The 19,779-nt window shown below is 68.3% G+C and carries 17 protein-coding genes and 2 pseudogenes; 5 read left to right on the forward strand and 14 right to left on the reverse strand.

Annotation, left to right across the window (positions count from 1 at the left end; genetic code table 11):
- Nucleotides 1-30: 30 nt before the first annotated feature.
- A pseudogene (locus ACFCXS_RS24215) lies at nucleotides 31-1,271 on the reverse strand (IS110 family transposase).
- 385 nt (nucleotides 1,272-1,656) lie between these two features.
- On the opposite strand from ACFCXS_RS24215, the gene ACFCXS_RS24220 reads away from it, so the two are divergent.
- The 3 genes from ACFCXS_RS24220 to ACFCXS_RS24230 all read left to right on the forward strand — a co-directional run bounded on the left by ACFCXS_RS24220 (nucleotide 1,657) and on the right by ACFCXS_RS24230 (nucleotide 4,281).
- The gene (locus ACFCXS_RS24220; RefSeq protein ID WP_376645417.1) at nucleotides 1,657-2,151 is read left to right on the forward strand and encodes a plasmid mobilization relaxosome protein MobC; all 495 of its coding nucleotides are present in this window, start codon (nucleotides 1,657-1,659) and stop codon (nucleotides 2,149-2,151) included.
- A 4-nt stretch (nucleotides 2,152-2,155) separates the two neighbouring features.
- Entirely contained in the window at nucleotides 2,156-3,826 is a 1,671-nt protein-coding gene (locus tag ACFCXS_RS24225) for a mobilization protein (RefSeq protein ID WP_376645418.1), read from the forward strand.
- A 65-nt stretch (nucleotides 3,827-3,891) separates the two neighbouring features.
- Nucleotides 3,892-4,281: a hypothetical protein gene (locus ACFCXS_RS24230; protein ID WP_376645419.1), complete on the forward strand. Its 390-nt coding sequence runs from the start codon at nucleotides 3,892-3,894 to the stop codon at nucleotides 4,279-4,281.
- Between the two features lie 64 nt (nucleotides 4,282-4,345).
- Here the strand turns inward: ACFCXS_RS24230 and ACFCXS_RS24235 are convergent.
- From ACFCXS_RS24235 to ACFCXS_RS24250, 4 genes and pseudogenes are all read right to left on the reverse strand, one after another.
- A pseudogene (locus ACFCXS_RS24235) lies at nucleotides 4,346-5,143 on the reverse strand (IS5 family transposase).
- A gap of 61 nt (nucleotides 5,144-5,204) precedes the next feature.
- Complete coding sequence (locus tag ACFCXS_RS24240) at nucleotides 5,205-5,912, reverse strand: hypothetical protein (RefSeq protein WP_376645420.1); 708 nt, start codon at nucleotides 5,910-5,912, stop codon at nucleotides 5,205-5,207.
- A gap of 92 nt (nucleotides 5,913-6,004) precedes the next feature.
- On the reverse strand, nucleotides 6,005-6,442 hold the full coding sequence (locus ACFCXS_RS24245) for a hypothetical protein (protein ID WP_376645421.1): 438 nt from the start codon (nucleotides 6,440-6,442) through the stop codon (nucleotides 6,005-6,007).
- 102 nt (nucleotides 6,443-6,544) lie between these two features.
- A complete protein-coding gene (locus ACFCXS_RS24250; RefSeq protein WP_376645422.1) occupies nucleotides 6,545-7,231 on the reverse strand; it encodes a DUF317 domain-containing protein in 687 nt (228 codons plus the stop codon).
- Nucleotides 7,232-8,266: 1,035 nt separating this feature from the next.
- Here ACFCXS_RS24250 and ACFCXS_RS24255 point away from each other — a divergent pair.
- Together ACFCXS_RS24255 and ACFCXS_RS24260 are read left to right on the forward strand one after the other, a co-directional pair.
- Nucleotides 8,267-9,145, forward strand: a complete 879-nt coding sequence (locus ACFCXS_RS24255) for a GNAT family N-acetyltransferase (RefSeq protein ID WP_376645423.1) — start codon at nucleotides 8,267-8,269, stop codon at nucleotides 9,143-9,145.
- A gap of 73 nt (nucleotides 9,146-9,218) precedes the next feature.
- Entirely contained in the window at nucleotides 9,219-10,397 is a 1,179-nt protein-coding gene (locus ACFCXS_RS24260; RefSeq protein WP_376645424.1) for a hypothetical protein, read from the forward strand.
- 164 nt (nucleotides 10,398-10,561) lie between these two features.
- Here ACFCXS_RS24260 and tyrS read toward each other — a convergent pair whose 3' ends face one another.
- The 9 genes from tyrS to ACFCXS_RS24305 form a co-directional block, all read right to left on the reverse strand.
- Nucleotides 10,562-11,965: a tyrosine--tRNA ligase gene (gene tyrS, locus ACFCXS_RS24265; protein WP_376645425.1), complete on the reverse strand. Its 1,404-nt coding sequence runs from the start codon at nucleotides 11,963-11,965 to the stop codon at nucleotides 10,562-10,564.
- A gap of 98 nt (nucleotides 11,966-12,063) precedes the next feature.
- Nucleotides 12,064-12,972, reverse strand: a complete 909-nt coding sequence (locus ACFCXS_RS24270) for a glycosyltransferase family 2 protein (RefSeq protein WP_376645426.1) — start codon at nucleotides 12,970-12,972, stop codon at nucleotides 12,064-12,066.
- The gene (locus ACFCXS_RS24275) at nucleotides 12,969-14,060 is read right to left on the reverse strand and encodes a hypothetical protein (RefSeq protein WP_376645427.1); all 1,092 of its coding nucleotides are present in this window, start codon (nucleotides 14,058-14,060) and stop codon (nucleotides 12,969-12,971) included. Before ACFCXS_RS24275 ends, ACFCXS_RS24270 begins: the two co-directional genes overlap by 4 nt.
- On the reverse strand, nucleotides 14,057-14,767 hold the full coding sequence (locus tag ACFCXS_RS24280) for a methyltransferase domain-containing protein (protein ID WP_376645428.1): 711 nt from the start codon (nucleotides 14,765-14,767) through the stop codon (nucleotides 14,057-14,059). Before ACFCXS_RS24280 ends, ACFCXS_RS24275 begins: the two co-directional genes overlap by 4 nt.
- A gap of 14 nt (nucleotides 14,768-14,781) precedes the next feature.
- Complete coding sequence (locus ACFCXS_RS24285) at nucleotides 14,782-15,798, reverse strand: hypothetical protein (RefSeq protein WP_376645429.1); 1,017 nt, start codon at nucleotides 15,796-15,798, stop codon at nucleotides 14,782-14,784.
- Nucleotides 15,795-16,691, reverse strand: coding sequence for a radical SAM protein (locus ACFCXS_RS24290; protein WP_376645430.1), 897 nt, complete (start codon nucleotides 16,689-16,691; stop codon nucleotides 15,795-15,797). Before ACFCXS_RS24290 ends, ACFCXS_RS24285 begins: the two co-directional genes overlap by 4 nt.
- Nucleotides 16,685-17,836, reverse strand: coding sequence for a hypothetical protein (locus ACFCXS_RS24295; RefSeq protein WP_376645431.1), 1,152 nt, complete (start codon nucleotides 17,834-17,836; stop codon nucleotides 16,685-16,687). Before ACFCXS_RS24295 ends, ACFCXS_RS24290 begins: the two co-directional genes overlap by 7 nt.
- A 17-nt stretch (nucleotides 17,837-17,853) precedes the next feature.
- On the reverse strand, nucleotides 17,854-18,855 hold the full coding sequence (locus ACFCXS_RS24300) for a zinc-binding dehydrogenase (protein ID WP_376645432.1): 1,002 nt from the start codon (nucleotides 18,853-18,855) through the stop codon (nucleotides 17,854-17,856).
- Nucleotides 18,852-19,661: an HAD family hydrolase gene (locus ACFCXS_RS24305; protein WP_376645433.1), complete on the reverse strand. Its 810-nt coding sequence runs from the start codon at nucleotides 19,659-19,661 to the stop codon at nucleotides 18,852-18,854. Before ACFCXS_RS24305 ends, ACFCXS_RS24300 begins: the two co-directional genes overlap by 4 nt.
- Between the last annotated feature and the right edge of the window lie 118 nt (nucleotides 19,662-19,779).

Below are 19,779 nucleotides of genomic sequence, written 5' to 3' on the forward strand. Positions count from 1 at the left end.
AATCCCCCGTCCCGTGTCCGTAGCCGCTGGTCAGACAGCGCCTTCTGTTTGGAGGGTCACTTGGTAGCCGAGTTGGTTGAGCTGGCTCACCAGGCGTCGGGTCTGCCGGGCCCGGCCGGTGCGTTCGATGAAGTACTGGCCGCCGAGGTCGGCGTATTCCGCGTCGTGGGTGAACATGTGCCAGACGGCGATGAGGATGGAGTGTTCCAGCGCGACCAGGGCGCGTTTCTTGCCGCGGCGGGCGACCAGGCGCCGGTAGCGGGAGGCGAGGTAGGTGTCCTTGGTCCGCGAGGCGGACACGGCAGCCTGGCCGAGGGCGGCCTTCAGCCAGGGGTCGCCGTGCCGGGTGGTGCCGCTGCCGGTCCGGCCGCCGGACTGGTAATTGCCGGGGCAGACGCCGGCCCACGAGGCCAGGTCGGCCGCCGTGGGGAAGCGGGTGATATCGGCGCCGATCTCGGCGAGGATCACCTGTGCGGCGCGGGCTTCGACGCCGGGGATCGTCACGAGGAGCTCGATCCGGCGGCGAAAGGGCCGCAGCATCACCTCGATGTGCTCGCTCAGGCGGGTCTCGGTGGCGGTGCAGGCGTCGATCCGGTCCAGCATCGCCCTGGCCAAGAACGCGTGGTGGGCGGTGAAGTTGCCGGTCAGTGCCTCGACGAGGGCGTCGGTCTTGCGTCGCATGCTGCCTTTGGCAAGATCGGCAAGCGCGCGGGGTCCCGTTGTCCGGCGATCAGGGCTTCGAGCATCGCGCGGCCGGAGACGCCCAGGATGTTGGAGACGGTGGCGGACAGTTTGATCCCGGTGTCCTCCAGGAGCTTCTCCAGCCGCTGGGCCTCACGGGTGCGTTCGCGGATGACCTCGGTGCGGTAGCGGGTGACGTCCCGCAGCTGCCGGATCGGCTCCGGCGGCACGAACGAGGGTCGGCCCAGGCCGTGCTCGACCAGCTTGGCGATCCACTCGGAGTCCTTCACGTCGGTCTTGCGACCGGGCACCGACTTCATGTGACGGGCATTGAGCAGCCAGCACTCCATGTCGTGCTCCAGCAGGTAGAACACCGGCTTCCAGTACACGCCGGTGGCCTCCATACCGACCACGGTGACGCCTTCGGACAGCAGCCAGTCCCGCATCGCCAGCAGCCCGGAGGTCACCGAGGAGAACGTCCGCACCTCACTGCGCCGCCGCTTGCCGGTCTCGCTGGGCACGCGGATGCAGACCTTCACGTCGACCTTGCTGATGTCGATCCCCGCACACCGTTCGTGGATCACTTCCATCCCGTCGGCACCCCCTCCGGTCGTCGGCCGCGAGCACTCGACCGTCCGGCGGGGGTCCGGCAGGCGGAAGACTCTGATTCACGTGCTCGAAGCAACACATCCGGGTGCCTGTCGGTGGACCCCCAGCGTCCTACTGACCCACGGGCTCGGAACGCGCCAAGAGGCAACGACGTCGGCCGGACGACCACACACCGATTTTCACGCACACAGGGTGTCGCCGTCAGGCGACCGGAATACTGACCCGCTCCACCCAGCACCGGAGGAGAACCGCTCAATGCACGACCCGCACCACGAACTCCCCACTTCCCAGGAGGAGATGGTCACCACTCCCGTTACACGCGCAGCAAGTTGTCGGGTAAGGAGTCCTTACCCGGCCCTCGCCCCGATGGGAGCGGAGGCATCCGGCACGGGGGCGCCGGAGGCGGCCGGCCCGGGGGGACCAACCGAGGCAGGGGGCGAGACCCAGTCGCCGTCGCACACTGTGCAGCCGTCCGCTCCGCGTCGCCGACTGCGTCAGCCTCGCCTGCGTAATCGCCGTGTCCATCCCCGCTACAGCGACAGCGAGTTCGCCGAGATCGAACGAGCCGCCGACATCAGCTGTATGCCGATCGGTGGTTACGTCGCTGAGGCGTCCCTGGCCGCTGCCCGCGCTGAGGACCCCACGGCGGCGGTCGCCGACTACCGTGCCATGGTCAAGGCTCTGATGGCCGCCAACGGGCAGCTCGGCGGCGTTGGCAACAACCTCAACCAGCTCACCTGGCACCTCAACAAGGATGGCGTCTGGCCCCAGCCCGACACCGTCCGCCGCCTCTTGGCCCGCATCGAGGACGCGGTGGCCGCAGTCGACACTGCCGTCGCGCAGGTCGTCGAGGGGCGGTGAACCGGTGATACCGAAGATCATCCTCGGTAAAGGCAGCACCCGCCGCCTGATCGCCTACCTCTTCGGCAAGGGCACTGCCAATGAGCACGTCGACCCTCATCTGGTGGCGTCCTGGAACGACTTCGCGCCCGACCCGGGCCGCAGCCCGCACCGCGATCCGAAGGAGGTGGAGAAGCAGCTGTACACCCAGCTCGACCAGCCGGTGGCCATGCTCGGCCGCCGGGCACCCAGGACGACCGTCTGGCACTGCCCGGTCCGCGCCGCGCCCGAGGACCCCATCCTGTCCGACGCCCAGTGGGCCGAGATCGCCCGCCGGATCGTGGCCGCCGCCGGCATCGCCCTCGCCGGGGACACCGAAGCATGCCGATGGGTGGCCGTGCGCCATGCCGCCGACCACATCCACATCGCCGCCACTCTGGTCCGCCAGGACGGCCGGCGCCCCCGACGCGACTACGACATCCGCGCCGTGCAGAGGGAAGCCCGCCGGATCGAAGTCGACTACGGGCTGAGGCGGTTGAAGCCGGGCGACGGCACCGCGGCCAAGCGCCCCACCAGCAAGGAGCACTTCAAGGCCAAGCGCCTGGGCCAGGACGCCACCTCCCGCGAGATCCTGCGCCTGCGCGTCCGCCGCGCAATGGCCGCCGCCTCCACCGAGGCCGAGTTCTTCGCCCTGCTGGAGGCAACGGGTGTGACCGTGCGCCTCAAGCTCGGTCCCTCCGGCGACGCACTCGGCTGCAACTTCGCCCTGCCCGGCGACACCAACGAAAAGGGCGAGCCCGTGTTCTACGCCGGTTCCACCCTCGCACCCGACCTCTCTCTGCCCAAGATCCGCCAACGCCTCGCCACCACCAGCCCGGAGCCCGTGGCCGTCCGGCCGGGCAACCCTTGGCACCAGGCCACCGCCGCCACCGAACGCATCCCCCACCATCTGGCCCGCAGCAACGACGCAGTGGCCCAGGGCCAACTGGCCGCGCTCGGCGGAGCCCTCGACCTGCTCCCGCTCACCGCCCCGGCCGCAGTGCGGGCCGAACTCGAACGAGCCGCCGTCGCCTTCGAGCGCGCCACCCGCTCCCGCATCGCCGCCGACCATGCCAGTGCCGTGGTCCTGCGTCGCAGTATCCAGGCGATCTGGAAGGACCCAGCACGGCAAGGGGACGGTGCCGGGCTGGCGATGCTGCAAGACGTCGCGCTCACCGCGGTCGCCTACGCGATGCACTGGCACCGCACCCGCCAGCACGCCCAGCAGCAGGCGGCAGCCGAGCAGGCCCTCATCCACCTGCAGGCCGCGTACGCGCAGATCACCGAACCGGTCCTGACCGGTCTCGCCAGCCGGGCACCCAGCCCGCAGACCCAGCGCCGCTACGCCCACCACCTGCAGCAGGCGGTCCCCGAGCACGCCGAACGCATCCTGACCGACTCCGCCTGGGACGCTCTGGCCGCCGTGCTCGCCGAGGCGGAAGCAGCCGGCCACAACGCGACCACGGTCCTCGACCAGGCCCTCAACCAGCGCACGCTCGACGACGCCCACAGCCCCGCACGAGCACTGACCTGGCGCATCCGCCGCCTGGGCGAACGACGCGCACCCGGCCCACGCGCCCAGGCAGCCAACGCGCACCGCACCGCCGTGCACGCCACCGCTCCGCGCCTGCAGGAACCCCAGACGCGGCGGCGCTGATCACCCTACGCCCGGCCGCCCCCCTCACTGACACCGATCACACGACACCACACAAGGAACCGCTCATGCCCCAGCCCTCTCTCCGCCCCCATGTCATCGTCCTCCTCACCGAAGTGGACAGCACCCGCCCCGATGACCAATCGCTCCTGTATCGCCGCAATGGGACCCCATTCACCACCGCCGAACACAACCTGATCTGCACCGCCACCCCGGCAGAGATAACCGCCGCGAACGCGCAGCGACGGCTTGAGAACGAGTGGGCGCAGGAAACCCACGCGATGCAGAAGGCCCTCGTCGACCTCTTCATGAAGTACGTCGACCAACTCCCCGACGGCTCATGCAGCAACATCTACGCCACCATGACCGACGAGGACTACGCGGAATACGAGCGCCTGGTCAAGATCGTCGCCGCACGAACCGGCCTCGAATACCGCACCGAGCACGAAGACAGCTGACCGGACGCACGCAAACGGCGGCCCACCCAGTGGGCCGCCGTTGCGACAGGACTAAGACGTCGTCTCATTTGGAGAGTCTGCGGTAGCAGATGAGGCTGCAGGCGATGGCGGTGAAGGCCAGGAAGTGCTCGGCCTTGCGTTCGTAGCGTCGGTGCAAACGGCGGCAGCCGCCCAGCCAGGACATCGTGCGCTCGATCGTCCAGCGATGCCGGCCCAGCCGGGTGGAGGACTCGATGCCCTTGCGGGCGATGCGGTGCCGGATGCCACGCTTACGTAGCCATCGGCGCAGGTGATCGTAGTCGTAGCCCTTGTCGGCGTGCAGCTTGGCGGGCCGTCGTCTGCGCGGGCCACGGCGGGAGCGGATCGGCGGGATGCCGCGCACGAGCGGCTCGAGTGCCTGGCTGTCGTGCAGGTTCGCGCCGGAGATCCCGACGGAGAGGGGTAAACCAGTCCGCTCGGTGATCAAGTGGATCTTCGAGCCCTTCTTGCCCCGATCCACAGGATTCGGACCTGTCAGATCCCCCCTTTCAGGGCCCGCATGTTCACCGAGTCGATCGCGCAGCGCGACCAGTCCAACTTTCCGCGCGATCCCAGTTCGTCGAGGATGAGGCGATGCAGCTTCGCCCAGACCCGGGCAGCACTCCACTCGGTGAAGCGCCGGTGCCGCGGTCGGCCCCGAGGGGCCGAAGACCGGCGGCAACTGCCGCCAGGTGCAGCCCGTCGTGGCCACGAAGATGATCGCGGCCAGCACCTCGCGATCACCGTACCGACGCCGGCCCCCGCCCTGCGGCCGCGATGGAGCAGGTGGGACCACCCGTTGGAACAGCTCCCACAACTCGTCCGGCACCATGCGCTCGACCATCACCACACAGTGCAGAATACCCAGCACCCCAAATGAGACGACGTCTAAAGCGGCTGCCGATTCACCCCGCAGACCTAACCACCATGGCCTTGGCCACCGCCTTGTGCACATGGGCATCGACAAGGCCGGGGCTGCCGGAGACCACGACGACCACCGTCCCGGTGCGGACGGCCGTCTGCTTGACGCTGCTGCTGCGGCCGCCAGCGGCGAAGGTCAGCAGCTGGCTCCACTGCTCGTCGCCCAGCCGGGCGACGAGCGCCTTCTGAGTCGTGACCGTGACGGGTGTACTGCCGGTGAGGACCTGGTAGGTCGGGCAGGAGGTCATGGCCTCGAAGATCCGGTCCACGCTCCGGGAGAGCTTGTCCTCGTTGTCGCTGTACAGCTCCTCGGTCACGACGGAGTCGCTGCCGCCGGCATAGGTGAAGGACGCCTTCGCCTTGTGCGGGAAGTCAAGGCTGCCGCCGACCGCTGCGTCGCTGCCGAGCTTCTCCAGCGCCGGGCAGCCGATCACGGTCACGTCATCGTGCGCCGCGGTGCGCTGCGGCGTGCGGGTGTAGCCCTCGCCCAGGTCGCTCTCGTCCAGGAGATGCTTGGCCAGCACGGCCGAGGACAGCGGAGCGGACGCCGGGGCACTCTCGCCGTCCGGGCGCACCGAGACGGTCGTCGAAGAGGCCGGGTCGATGGACTCAGCGCTCTCGGTCGAACAGCCCGTCAGGGAAAGGACGACGAGGGCACTGAGGCTGAGGACGGTCGTGGTACGAAGGCGCATGCGAACCCCTTGGTGGTCTGCGAAGCGGACAGGTTGACCAGGCCGGTCCTCCGGGCGCCGGCAATGCGAAGGGAAGGGTGCGGTTCGGGGGTTCAGTGGCCGAGATGGCGCAAGCACTCTTCGAGGGTGGGATGGAACCGATCGACGGGACCGGAGTGGCGGTTGAACCAAGCCGCATCCAGGCCAGGCTCCTTCGTCTCGTGGCCTGCCCGGCAGCGCAGCCACACCGAGTCGTCGCGCATGCAGGAGATGATCCAGTCCCGGTACATGCCGCACTCGGGGCACGTACGAACCCCGCCACCAATGACGAGCGGCTGCAGCCAGCGCATCATCACCCCGGCCACCTCCTGCCGGGACGGTACCCTCAAGTCCGGCGGTACGAAGTCGGGCGCCACCGCTTCCTCTTCAGCCGGAGCCGGTGCGGTCTGCTGGGAGAAGTCGGGCCACGACTGTGTGGCCTGTAGCTGAGCGAAGCCCGCACGCTGGGCTTCACGGAATGCGCGGTCCTCGCGAGCGCGTCGAAAGAACAAGATCTCTTCCTCTCTGTCATCTGGCGGGCACGGGAAACGTGCCCCTGCTCGGCGAGACTGGCGACGAGCCGCACACCAGCGGCTCTAATGGGGCAGGGGTCGTCAGCTGCGGCGGACGACGGTGAGCCGGCCCTCGGCGCTCCCGGGCACGGTGCGGCGGGGCACCGGGACCGGCGAGGCAAGCGAGGACGCGAACGCGGCGACCAGGTCATGAGGGACGCTGGCGCTGAAACTCGCGCACCACAGGTACGGGGCGCCGGGAACGGGGTCCGCCCACGCCTGCCAGCCCACAAGGTCAGGACGCGGGTCGACGTCCTCGATGAGCGGCGGCAACACCTCCAGGGAGACACTGCAGGAGAACCCGGGGTCCGTGGCGGTGGTTCGGGGGCAGTCCACGTCGCGGATCCAGCCCCGGCCACTCAGCGTGTTGAGGACGGTCTCGGGCCCCGTGAAGCCGACGTCGGGCGTCTTACGGCTGTCGATCTCCACCAGGAGATCGGCGAGCGCCTCGTACGGGACGCCGGCGGTGAAGTACGCGTTCCACTCCATGATCGCGGACGTGGCATGCGGGCGGGCGCTCAGCTGCCAGGCCACCGGCAGCCCGCCCAGCTCGAACGGGTAGGCCGCGAGGACCCATTCGGCGCCGCACAGCCCGTTGGGGCTCACGTACAGCAGGGTGCGGCGGGCGGTAGGCCACATGCGCCAGCCCAAATCCGACAAGGTGTCGCCGATCCGCTCGGCGAGCGCGTGGTTGTCTCCGGCCAAGTGGCGCGGGGTGACCCAGTACACCGGGTCAGGCAAGTCAAGGCGGGAGGGTTCGCTGGGGTGGTGCGGATGCAGGGGCGCCTCCGTGGGCTCGGGGGTGGTGTCCAGCAGGCGTTGTACGTTGACATGGCTTGCCGCCGCGCACCAGTCCTTCAGGGGGTCTTTCCTGTCTGCCCCCGGCGAACTTGTCCTTTTGACAGTGAAGTTCCTCGGTGGCAGCGCCTGACCTGGGGCTACCAGCTTCCCTGTCAAAGGACACCATCGACTGGGCCGCTCACGATCCCACCTCGGTGTCTGTTGTCAGCGAAGCCAGCCGCTTTGCCATCCAACCCAGTCGAATAGCGGTGATCTCTCGGTGTCGCCGCAACGGACACCGCGGCCATGCCGTCACCCGTGAGCTGCGCACTCTCGGATGGGACACTTGTACACATGAAAGAGGTGCGCTGCGAGCGATGCGACAACATCATCGGCATGGGGTGCGCCTGCCCTCCTGATGGCAGCGTCCCCAAGGCACACCCGGAGGAAAGGCGTGTTCGACAGGAGTGGCGGCGGTTCCCCGGCAACGCCATCTTGATCAAACAGAATGGTAAGGCGCACGTTCCAGGCGCCTGCGATCACATGACAGAAGACGAGGTGCGGCCCCCGAAGTGGGGTTGGATCCTCGATCCGTCGCCCGGAGATTGGGACCGCATCAGCGAAAGCAGCCCAGCCATCGCCACTGGAGGAAACGCGCAGCTGCGGGCGACGAGCCGGTGCATGACGTGCATGGGGACTCTCGGCAGCTGATGAGCTGCAGGGTGCGCTGTGCTGTGGGATAGCTGACCAGAGGGCCGACGGCTTGCCGTCGGCCCTCGTTCGCTTCGTGGTTCTAGCCACGCCGGATGCGGCACGACTCGGTTCGATGGCAAAACGACTGGGTTCGATATCAACGGACACTCGGGACGGCGGGCTGCTCCCAACCTCCCCGTGCTTCGGGCGGTGTCTGATCTGCCAGGTCCTGCCGCCTCGCCCCGGCGAAAACTGCGGGCGCACGCCGACAGGCACGAGGGATCATGAGGCATGCGTCCGGATGGCTGGCACCTCACCGAAGACCTCGACGGCTTTCTTGCTCAAGCCGGAGACTTCCTGCGCTCGCGCCCTGCCCTGCACACCGTCCCGCTGACGGTGGCCGAGGCACTGCGTACGCGCGGGGCGGACGCGTACGGCGCCGAAGCCCCCGTCTTCGGCAGTCTTGAGCGGGCGGGCGAGGTCCGCGCGGCCTTCTTCCGCACCCCGCCCCGCCGCCCTTACCTCACCCCGCTCACCCACGAGGAGGCCGACGCCCTCGCCGCCCACCTGGCCCGCCTCGGCCACCGCCTCCCCGGCGTCAACGCGGACCACGACACCGCCACCGCCTTCGCCGGTGCCTGGGCGCGGCATACGGGCGCGACGCCGACGCTGCACGAGCGGGAGCGCCTGTACCGCCTCGGCACACTCACTCCACCGGAGCCACTCCCGGAGGGCCGAAGCCGAGTCGCGGGCGAGCAGGACCGCGAGCAACTCATGCTCTGGCATCGCGAGTTCGTCACCGCCATCGGAGGAACCCCCGCTGCGGACAACAGCTCATGGACGGATACACGCATCGCCCAAGGACGCGTCACGCTCTGGGGGACGCCGGACGGCACTCCCGTCTCCATGGCGGGCGTGACCCCGATGGTCGCTGGCCAGGTCCGGGTGGCCCCCGTCTACACCCCGGCCCACCTGCGGGGCCGCGGTTATGCGGGCGCCGTGACCGTCGAGGTGAGCAGGGCCGCGCTGGCCGCAGGCGCGGCGGAGGTCCTCCTGTTCGCGGACCTGGCCAACCCCACCAGCAACGGCCTCTACCAGCGGATCGGATACCGCCCGGTTAACGACATCGCGGTGTACGACTTCTCGTGTGCCGGGCTGGTAATTCGTTGAAGAACTCATGTCGAAGGGGCCCCGCAGAGGCGGAGCGATCCGTGCTGTCGGATAGCGGCCGTAGGCTTCCCGCATGAGTTCGGTGCGCGCCCGGGTGTGGCGCTTCACGGTCGAGAAGGGAAAGGCTGGCGCTGAGGCCGTCCAGGCTGTCGAGATCGGGCAAGGCCCTCTGCCGGTGTCCTTGGCCGCAGTGGTCAACATCAACGCCCTTGCCTGCGACTTGCGCAAGACGGTCGACCAGCGTGTGCGCGACCACGAAATCAGCCTCCTCCTCAGCTACATCGCAGGCAGCCCGGGCGCTGGTTCACTCGGGGTCGACTGCCCCGCCCTCGACTCCAGCTCCGGCCATATCCGACGCTTCGTCAGCGAGTGCACCGGGCTCGGGGTGATGACCGCTGCCAGCGAGGCCCTCTTCGACTGGAAGCCCGGGGCTAACGGGCTCAGCAGCTTCGACGTCCTGCCCGGGAAACTTGTCGGGACCTACGCGAAGAAGGGTGTGCGACCCGACCTGCTGTATGACCTGGCGACCGGTCCGCTTGCTGGGGAGGCGCGGGGTCGGCGTCGCGATCACAAGCAGATGTTCCCGGCTGGCAAAGGTACCCAGGCGCAGAAGGCGCGCTTGGAGAAGCTCGCGCAGTGGTCCGTCGACCACGGTGATCACGCCTACTTCATGAGCTGGGTCTGGCTCGGCACGGGCGGCATCTACGTCGACATCTTCCTGCCCGACGACGCCCCAGCCACGGCCGGACTCAAGACCGGGTGGATCGACATGCCGGGCAGCGGACAGCCCTGGCGATTCCGCGTTCCCCGGCCTGATCCCCGTCGGCGCGAGGACCTGGAGCCGGAGGGATCCCTCGGGGTTCGGGCTGATTCCGCGCCGTCCGATGTGGAGGGCTCGGCCGACGTAACCGGGGCCTACGTCAGGACAGCGATCAGGAGGGCCGAGCCGGTGGTCGAGGCGGCGATGAACCGGTCCTTCAGCCGCGAGGACACACTCGGCACGTTCTCCGGCGTGGAGGTCCGCGGCCGTTGGATCCGCGGCGATGCTGTCGGCCAAGCACGCCACGAGGTGCTGCTCGGCGTCCTCGAAGAGCGCGTGCCGGTGGACCACCGGGCTCAGCGCCGACAGCTAGCCTCTCGGACGGACGACCGGCTCGATGTGTTCCTCGAAGGCCGCCTGCTCACCATCGTGCACCCGGTCGACAGTCCGCGACCGAGCTGGGACCGGGTCCAATCAGAGCTGCTGGGGTAGGTAGGTGCCCGGTCAGCTGCTGACACAGCGAACTGACTTCACTGACAACGGACAGTTGGCACTCTCGCGGCTTCCAACTACGCCACGTACTGATCCCTAGATCGCCGGAGAGGGCAAACGGAACGGGGCCGGCTCACCCAGGTGAGCTGGCCCCGTTCGTGATCTCAGACGTCGATACGAGCGACCTTACGGCCCACCTTGAGATACAGCTCGGCACCTTCCAGGGCCCCGGCCTCCCCGACGACTTCGCCGAGCGTCTGCTGAACAGACGCCTCCGTGAGCGGCGTCGGCTGCTGCTCTCCGTTCGACTCGCGGATCAGGCGGAGGCCCTTCTGCTGAGCAACACGGCGCACGGCGGAGATGCTGGGAGCGAAGTCCAGCGTCCGGCTGACCAACGCGCCGAGCGTCTCCTCGGAGTGGTCCTTCAGGGAGACGACGGGGAGGTTCTGCGTGTCCCCGAAGGAGCGCTTGGAGAAGCGCGCCGTGAACTCCGCGCGGGCGGCGGCAGCGGCGTCCAGGCCGTGGAGTGCGGCCACCACCTCGCCGGCCAGGATACGCTTGATCGCCATCGGGTGCGCGGTGCCGGCCTCCAGACGCTTGGTGACCACGCGGATCTCGTCGTCCGTCCACTCGGTGAGCAGCTGGAGGTACTGCTCGGTCAGGTGGTCGGGGATGGACATCAGCCGGCCGTAGACGTCATCGGGCGACGCCGTCAGGCCCACGTAGTTGCCCTTGCTCTTGCTCATCTTGGTGCCCGTGCCGTCGGTGCCCTCGATGAGCGGGGTCGTGATGACGACCTCGGGGGCCTGGTCGGAGATCTCCATGACCTTGCGGCACATCTGGAGGTTCAGCAGCTGGTCCACGCCGCCGAGTTCGACGTCGGCGTCGATCGCAACCGAGTCCCACGCCATGACGACGGAGTAGACGAACTCGGCGACGGACAGCCCGTGGCCCTCGGCGAGCCGGGTACGGAAGTCCTCGCGCTGGAGCGACATGGAGACCGGCACCCGGGCGAGGACCCCGACGAGCTCCGGCAGGGTGACCTTGTTCAGCCACTCACCGTTGAAGCGCAGGTCGGCACGCTCGAAGTCGATGAACGGCGTGACCTGCTGCTGGTAGCCGCTCAGGTTGCGGGCGATGTCCTCGTCGGTGAGGGGCGGTCGCTCCGAGGAGCGTCCCGACGGGTCGCCGATCTTGGCCGTGACGTCGCCGATGATGAAGACGACGTGGTGTCCCATCCGCTGGAACCGGCTGGCGAGGATGATCGGCACCGCGTGTCCGAGGTGGACATCGGGCGAGGTCGGGTCGATGCCGTACTTGACGACGAACGGCCGTCCCGCCGCCTGCGCGGCCTCGATCTTCTCGGCGAGCACCGCAGCCGAGGGGATCAGGTGATTCGCGCGCCCCTCGACCAGGGCGGCCTGTTCCTGGGGGGAGAGGTCGGAGAGGTCGAGGGAGCGCCTTGCTGTTGTCTCGCCCAGCAGCTGCGCGACCGTATAGTCCTCGCCCAGGTCCGCTCCATCGAGGATGTGCATGACACGGGTGACGGACTCACTCAAACGGCTCATGGCGCCTATACGCTCCTGGGTCGGACAACTGGCCTGACCAGTAAGGGATTGGAAGCAGCGATTTTATCATCGCCACCCCCGACACATCGTCGGAATGATCACGAATCAGCCTGCCGTTCCTGGTCCGACAGTCGCACCAGTGGCCGCCCCGCGATCGTGCTGAAGAGGGACCTGAGCCACGGCGCTATCGGGCCGTGTGCGCGGAGCGTGCCGATGAGCATGCCCGGAATCAGGAGCATTGCGGACACCCTGCTCTTTCTCTGCATGGCGGATTCCACCTTGTGACCGGAAGCGAGTGCCCGGAAATGCCAGGAGATCCTTCTGAGCTGGCGGGTGCTCGCCCACGCGGGAGGATTTGCGTACATCGCGCGGAGGTGATCCGAGAGCGCGACGCAGACGTCAGCCCGATAGTCCTGTGACACGCCGGGCGTGCTGCGGTCGGTCATGCTGCGGGGGTGGACCCTGTAGAAGGTCAACGGGTTCCGGAGCGCGATGCCTCGGCCGGCCTCACGAAATGCGTGGAAGAAGATCTCGTTGCTCGCCGGCAGGAGGCTGAGGGCGGCATCGCGGTGGACCACGAGTGTGCTCGTGTTTCCGCCCGGATGCGGTTCGTTCAGCATCGGGTTCCCGTCGGCGTCGACCACGTTTTCCCAGTGCTCGATGAACAGCGTTTCATCCCTCATCGCCTCGGCGCATGTGCGCAGCTTCGACGGGTGGAACCAGTCGTCGGCATCGAGCGGAGCCACCCAATCGCCGGAACTGAGGAGAAAGGCATCGGTCAGGGATTGACCGAAGCCCTGCTGGCTTCTCCGAATGACCTTGACCTCGCCTTCGTGACGCAGACACACCTCTTCGGTTTCGTCGGTGGAGCCGTCGTCGATGACGATGATTTCGTGAAGGATGAAGTCTCCTGGCTCCTGCTCCAGGCAGCTCGTTATGGCCCTGTCGAGATATCGGCCGTAGTTGTGGCAAAGGATCACGCACGAAATAAGCGGAGGGGTGCTCATCCGTCACCTCCATACACTCGGGCGTAGTCGTCCAGGATTGTCCTGTGTTCCTGAGCCCTGTATTCGAGGAACTCGCGGTCGAGGCGGCGGGGCTTGGTGTCGAGCCGCGCTGCCGCTTTCTCCAGCGCGGTCAGGAATTTCTCTCCGAAGAGGTTGGGGTGCCCCTGCGACCAGTCGAACCATTCGGGTTCTTCGACGAGCCCCTTGTGCCGCTCGTACTGCTCGGGCAGGTGGCCGGTGAGGGAGCAGACCGGAAGCAGGTTCAGGTCGAAGGCCAGTTCCAGCTGGCCGGAGTGGCTGCCCCAGAGGTACGGCAGCAGCAGCGAGTCAGAAGCCAGCCCGGCTCTGACCACTTCCTCGTCCGTGGGATATGGGCGCATGGTGAGGCGGATGCGGGGATCGCACCGGGCCGTCTCCAGGAGCAGCGGAGCACGGCCGCCGTCGGCGAAGTCGGCCGGGCTGAACGCGCGCAGAAGGACGTGGAGAGTGCTGTGGGGATCCGTGATCCCCAGGCTCCAGTTGGCCATGGTGGACAGCTGGTCCCGGCTGGCCCGTGAGGCACCGAACATGAGGTACCGGGCCGCCGAGCTGCTCGACTCGCGCTCCAGGCCGGCCAGCGACTCCGGAGCGGCGACGTACCCGTGAGGAATGACCGTTGCCCGCGGGGGCTCGCCGAGAACCACTGCGAGCGCTGCGACAGAGCCTTCGGTGAGACAGACCCAGCTGACCTCGGCGGAGTGGAGCATTCGCAGCCGCGCGGTGAAGTCCTCGGCGCTGCCGACCATGGGGCGTGTGTCGTGGGCCGTGAAGACCACGTTGACTCCATGGTTGAGGCACTCATCGAGCAAGCGTTCCAGCGTGGCGAGGTCCTCGAAGTCGATGTGGTGCAGGTGCAGGACGTCGAGCCATGTGAGAGGGCCGTGTTCGAGGAGCCAGGCGGCGGTGACCGCCGCCGGCACCGTGTCGCCGCTGGGGATCTCCGTCCCGTTGACGATGTGGAAGTCACGGCTCTGCAGCTTCCACGCGTACGGAGTGCGAGCCGGGAGGTGGACGACACGCATGCCCTCGGACTGGGGAACCGCGCTCATCGCTGTTCCCCCTCCACCTCTCCCGAGCCGACGAGGAGCAGCTGGGTGGACAGGCCGTTGGAGGCGTCGTCGCTCCGGGTGAGCCCGGCGTAGTGGATCTCGAACCCGGACGCCCGCAGCAGTGCCTGGAACTCGTCGCTCGCCCATTCCCGGACGTGGCTGGGGTTGCGGGGCGGGCCGGGAGCGTCGTAACCGCTGCGGCACTCGCGGGCTGGCGTGGACAGCACGGCGGCGGCGCTGCCCTCCATGAGGAGGCCACGGATCAGGGACAGGGCCGGCATCGGATTCATCAGGTGCTCGATCACGTCGGAGCAGACCACGATGGACCGGCGCACGAGGGAGGGGTCGATGGGCAGCCGCTCGGCCGACTCAAGGTCGACGTCGATCCATTCCCCGAAGGGGTGGTTGTCGCGGCACCACACGAGGTTGTCCCCGAGGTCCACGCCGATGTAGGACCAGGCCGGGTACTCGCCGGCCAGCGAGGCCAGTTTGCCCGCACGGCCGCAGCCGATGTCGATCACGACGTCGCGGCCGAGTTCCTGCGCCCGGGCGGCGGCGTAGGGGTAGACGTCGGGCTGCCAGATCACGGTGTCGTCCGTCTCGTCGAGGAAGTACTCCACCTCGGTGCGGCTGCGGTAGCCGCTCCTGATGAAGTAGGTCTCGGCGCCGCCGATGGGCTGGCGGGAGGTCGCGGTCTTTGTGTGCACGAGGGACTCCTTGCTTACTTCGGCCAGTGGGAGAACAGCGAGAGCATCCGCTCGACCAGCTGCTCGCGTACGGTGCGCCATTCGGGGCTTCCGTCGCGGCGCGCGGCCGAGGCCCGGTCGTATGCCCGTCCGTCGACCTCGGGCAGGCACGCGTACATCTGGAGCAGCGCCGAGCCGTCGTCGGTGGGGGCGGTGTCGGTGTCCGTCTTGAGCAGGGCTCGGATGTCCTCGGCGCACATGGAGGCGTCGATCCCGGAGCCGGGGATGCTCTTGCTCATCTTCGGGAGGCCGCCGAGGCCGGGGATCATCTTGGTGTAGATGCCAGAGAGGTGGTCCGCGGGGAGGCCCCAGCGTTCCGCACCGCGCCGGGCGAGAGCGACGTACTTGTGCTCGTCGACTCCGAGGGAGACCAGGACGTGACGCCCTTCGCGGAGGAGGTGCACGAAGTCCGCGGCCATGAGCAGAGTGGCCTGCTTCATGCCGTAGTTGAGGCGGTCGAAGACCCCGTGGTTGCGGTAGACACCGGCGAGGTCCTCCTCCGCCCAGTGGAAGTCGTCGTCGTCCAGGTGGCGCGACAGCAGGAACGCGGTGGCCAGGACGTCGGTCTCGCCCTCCTGCCTGCGCAGCACGCCGCGCTTGGCGTCGAACCCGAGGCCCAGGACGAACTCCTCGTACTGGTCGGCGAGTTTCCGCACAGAGTCCAGGGGCGTACGGCGGGCGTTGTAGGAGTCGAGGTCGCCCAGCACGATCTGGACGTCGAGGCCGCACTGCTGCAGCTTGATCGCACGCAGCAGCTGGAAAAGGGTGCCGGCGTGGGGCGGCCCTCCGAGACCGACGCCCGTGGTGACGATCGCGGGCTGCCCGTCCGCGACCGCCTCCGCGAACCCGCGCGCTCCCGTATGGCACACCCACTTCGTTCGCAGATCGTCGGGGCTCATCCCCGCGAGGGCGAAGTCGATGGCGCCGAGCCCCAGGCGTTCGTAGCGGTGCTGGTCGATGACGCTCTCGTAGTACGCGGTGTCGAACTTCATGCGATTCCTTCCAACTGTGTCTGCTCGCGGAGGGCGAAGGCCCTGCGGACCAGCGGCTCGAAGCCGTCAACCAGGAGGTTTCCGAGCACCTCGTTGCGGGGAGCCGCGACGCTGCCGAGGTCTGCGGTGACCGTTCCGTCGGCGAGGACCCAGACCCGGAACGGGTACTGGTCCTCCGGGGCACGCGTGGGCTGGGCGTAGATCTCCACCCCGTCGACCATGTCGCGTACGTCGTCCACGGCCCGTACGAAGTCGTCCCGCTCGAAGCCGTAGATCTCCGCCTTACGCGTGTTCGCTCGGCCGATGGGTCGGTACTGGGAGATCAGCCAGTACTCGACGTCCGTCCGTTGGGTCACCCCGGCGATGAGCTGTGCCAGGCGAGGCAGTTCCTTCACGGAGCTGGCTGTGGTGAACGTGTTGAACGCGAGCCGTCGCTGGTCGGCGGTGAGGAACTCGACGTTGGACAGGAACCGTTCGAAGTACCCCTGTCCGCGGAACCAGTTGGCCGTCTCGGCATTCGGGCCATCGACTGCCAGGGAGTAGATGGTCACGTGGTCGCGGAGACCGGCGTAACGATCGCTCAGGAGCAGCCCGTTGGTGTGCAGGTTCGTCTCGAAGCCGACCTCGGTGGCGTGCCGGAGGGCGACCTCCAGGTGGTTGTCGTACGGCATCACGGGGTCGCCGCCGGTGAAGACGCACCGACGGGCTTCGGACTCCGAACGGACGCGGTCGATGACGCGACGGACCGTGTCGGCGTCGGTGCTGACCCGGTTGCGCTCGCGGTAGCAGAAGCGGCACACGCCCGGTGAGGTGCTGGTCGGCTTCAGGTCCCAGGCGTTGCAGTCGGTGTTGAGGACCAGGTGGACGATCCCGAGTTCTTCGTGCGTCAGCATGGAGCTGTCTCCTTGATGCCAGGGCTGATCAGGGAGGCCGGCGGAGAGACAGGCCGCAGGAGCGAGTCGAGCTGGTGCGGGGCGCCGCCCGTGAGCCGAACGAACTGCTGGAGCGTGTCCAGACCCGCGCCCGCGTCGATGATGGCGAGCGCCTTGTCGATGCCGGACTGGATGGTGGAGGCCGCCTCGGACATCACCATGAGCAGGGCCGCGTTGAGGGCGACCGCGTTCCGCGCCTGGCTGGTGTCCCGACCGGCCAGCACGCGGATTACCGCGGCGACGTTCTCCAAAGGGTCCTCGTGCTGGGCGACGGACATCAGGTCCTGCGGCATCGAGGCCGCGCCCCTGCGTACCTCGTCGTTGAAGGCCAGATCCTCGTCGCCGGCGCTGATGCGGCAGGCCCGCACGGTGCTTCCGGGGAGCAGTTCGTCGACCTGGACCGCCTGGCCGACGCTGGAGTTGATCACCGTGACGTCCGGCAGCCCGAGCCGGGAGAGCAGCCGGGCGGAAGCGCCGACAGCGGGGTGCGAGAGCCCGTACACGTAGGCGGGGCAGGTGACCGGGCTCAGGAGAGCGGGGAACGCCAGGCTGAGGGCGTGTACAGCCTGGAACCTGCCTCCGTAGCGGCGGTCGAACTCGGGCACGCGGTTCTCGATGGAGAAGAACCCGAAGCCGACCTCCGCCGTGATGTCCACCATCTCCTGGTGCGGCACCGTGTCGCCCGTCGCCCCCACGACGTCGATGAAGTCGCGCGATCCGGTCTTCGACGACGCACTGCGCGATCCGAGCTTCGCGACATGTGCTCCCCCAGCCGCCGCCACCAGCGCCGCGGCCGTGCTGAGGTTGATCGTCTTGAAGGTCTTCTTCCCGCTGCCCGTGTAGCCGACGAACCGCATGCCCGTGGGCGGCCGGTGGAAGTCCCAGCCATTTCGGTCCAGGGCCGTCGCGGCCCGGACCGCAGCCTCGACCTCCTGCAGTCTCGGCCCTCGCAGGAGCAGGCCGGTGAGGACGCTGCCGAGCATCACGTCCCGGGTGTGACCCTCCGGTAACGCGAGAATGCTCAGGATGCCCTCGTGGATGTCCTCGGGTGAGATGTCGGCGGGCGAGTTGATCTTCTGGGCCAGCAATGGCGTTGTCACCGCCATGGCGTTGGCTCCTTCCTTCAGATGTCGGACGTGAGCAGGACCTTGAACGGGCGATGGCGGGACCCGCTCTTCAGGGCTGCCAGCCCCTGCGGCAGGTCGCTAAGAGGGAATCGGTCCCGGGTCATCAGGGCCGCCCAGTCGCCGTCCTTCGCGAGGGCGTCGATGGCGTCACGGAAGTCGTCGTGGCCGTCTGCGCGGCAGTACGAGAAGGAGCCACGCAGAGTGATCGAGCGCCGGAAGACGTCCCGCAGGGGGACCGAGAGAAGCGCCCGGGGCGCGTAGGCGTTCTGTACGAGAACCGTTCCTCCGTCACGAACGGCTTTCAGAGCCTGGCGTATGGGGGCGTCGCTGCCGCCGGACGCGGCGTCCACGACGACGTCGCATGGCGGCAGTTCGGCGGAGTGGAGGTTGATGTTCGGGTCGAGGACGTAACTCAGTTGATGCGACCGCGAAGGCTCCCTGACCAGCACGTGGACGTCCCACCCGGCATCCGCCGCACAGATCGCCGTGCAGACCCCAATGACGCCGCCGCCTATGACGCCGAGCCGCCCCAGTGGCATTTGGAGGCCGCAGCGGACTCCGTGCAGTGCCACTGCCATCGGATCGGCAAGGACGCCGTGTGCGGGATCGTGCAGATGAGGTAGCGGGAGAATGTTGTCGCGGGGCACCCTCACAGCGCCGGCGAGACCACCGGGCAGGTCCCAGCCGATGCGTCGCAGCTCCGCGCAGAGGTGTACGAAGCCGCGGTCGCAGTAGTGGCACGAGCGGCAGGCCACCATCGGGTCGACCGCGACCCACTCTCCCGACTCCGTGTCGACCCCGACGATCTCGTGCCCGGGGAACCACGGCTCAGGCAGCCGACCCTGCCATGGGTGACTGAGTTTCGCGACGTCGCTCCCGCACACGCCCGTGTAGCGGGTCTCGACGATCGTCGTGTCGCCCATCGGGTACGTGTCGACCGGAGCGGGGAGCCGGCGGAGGGCGCCGCTTTCAACTGCCCAGGTGTACGGGACGCTCATCGTTCCCTCCACGTGCTCAGCAAGGACGGGAGAGCCTCTACTGCGGGTATCTCCCTGCCGGGCCAGGCCGTCTCGCCGAACGCAAGGCCGTGAGGTCCGCCCCGGCGTTCCACGCGCACCGCATGCATCCCGGCGCGCTCCGCGCCGGCCAGCTCGTCACCGCCGCCGTCGCCGCAGTAGAGGACCCGCTCCGGGGCGGCATCGAGTGCGCCGAGCACGGCACGGAAGAGTCGAGGAGCGGGCTTCATCGCATCCACCCGGCAGCTGAACACGGCAGCGTCGAAGTGCGGCGCGAGCTCGCTGCGGCTCCATGCCTCGGCGATGTCGGGGGATGCGTCGCTGAGGACGGCCAGCCTGACCCCGCCGTGCCGAAGCTCCTTCAGGGCCTGCAGGAGAGTGGCATCGGCCTGGAGCCGGTCGCGGGCGAGTTTCGCCAGGAGCCGTTCCAGCTCATCTACACGGGAAGCGGGAGCGTCGCAGCGCGCCACGAGGTGCGCCGCGACCTCGGCTGTGGACCTCAGCTGCCCGTCGTGCCTTGCCCGCCAGCTGTCGGACAGTGCCGCCTCGGCGACCGACGAGGATACGCCCAGGACATCGGCGAACTGGGCGGCGGCAGCACTTCGTTCGACTGTGCTCGGTGCTGCGACGAGTGTGCCGAAGAGATCCAGTACCACCGCGGTCGGCTTCGGAGCCCGGATTGCGGAACTCCGCACCGGGGAGGCGCCAAGCTGTACGTCGCTCACGGGGTGTGTGTTGACCGCAGACAGGCTCGTCGACAAGGCGGTGCTCGTCGGCGGATAGCGCATGGCAAGGCTCCATCAGTAGATCGGTGATCTTGTGCAGAACCCAGTCCTCCGGCCGGCTGGGCATCCACGACCCCACGACGCCTTGTGGAGGCGTCCGATAGACGAAGGAGAGCGGCTT

Origin of the sequence: Streptomyces sp. NPDC056373 (assembly GCF_042262425.1) — a bacterium.
Taxonomy (GTDB): domain Bacteria; phylum Actinomycetota; class Actinomycetes; order Streptomycetales; family Streptomycetaceae; genus Streptomyces.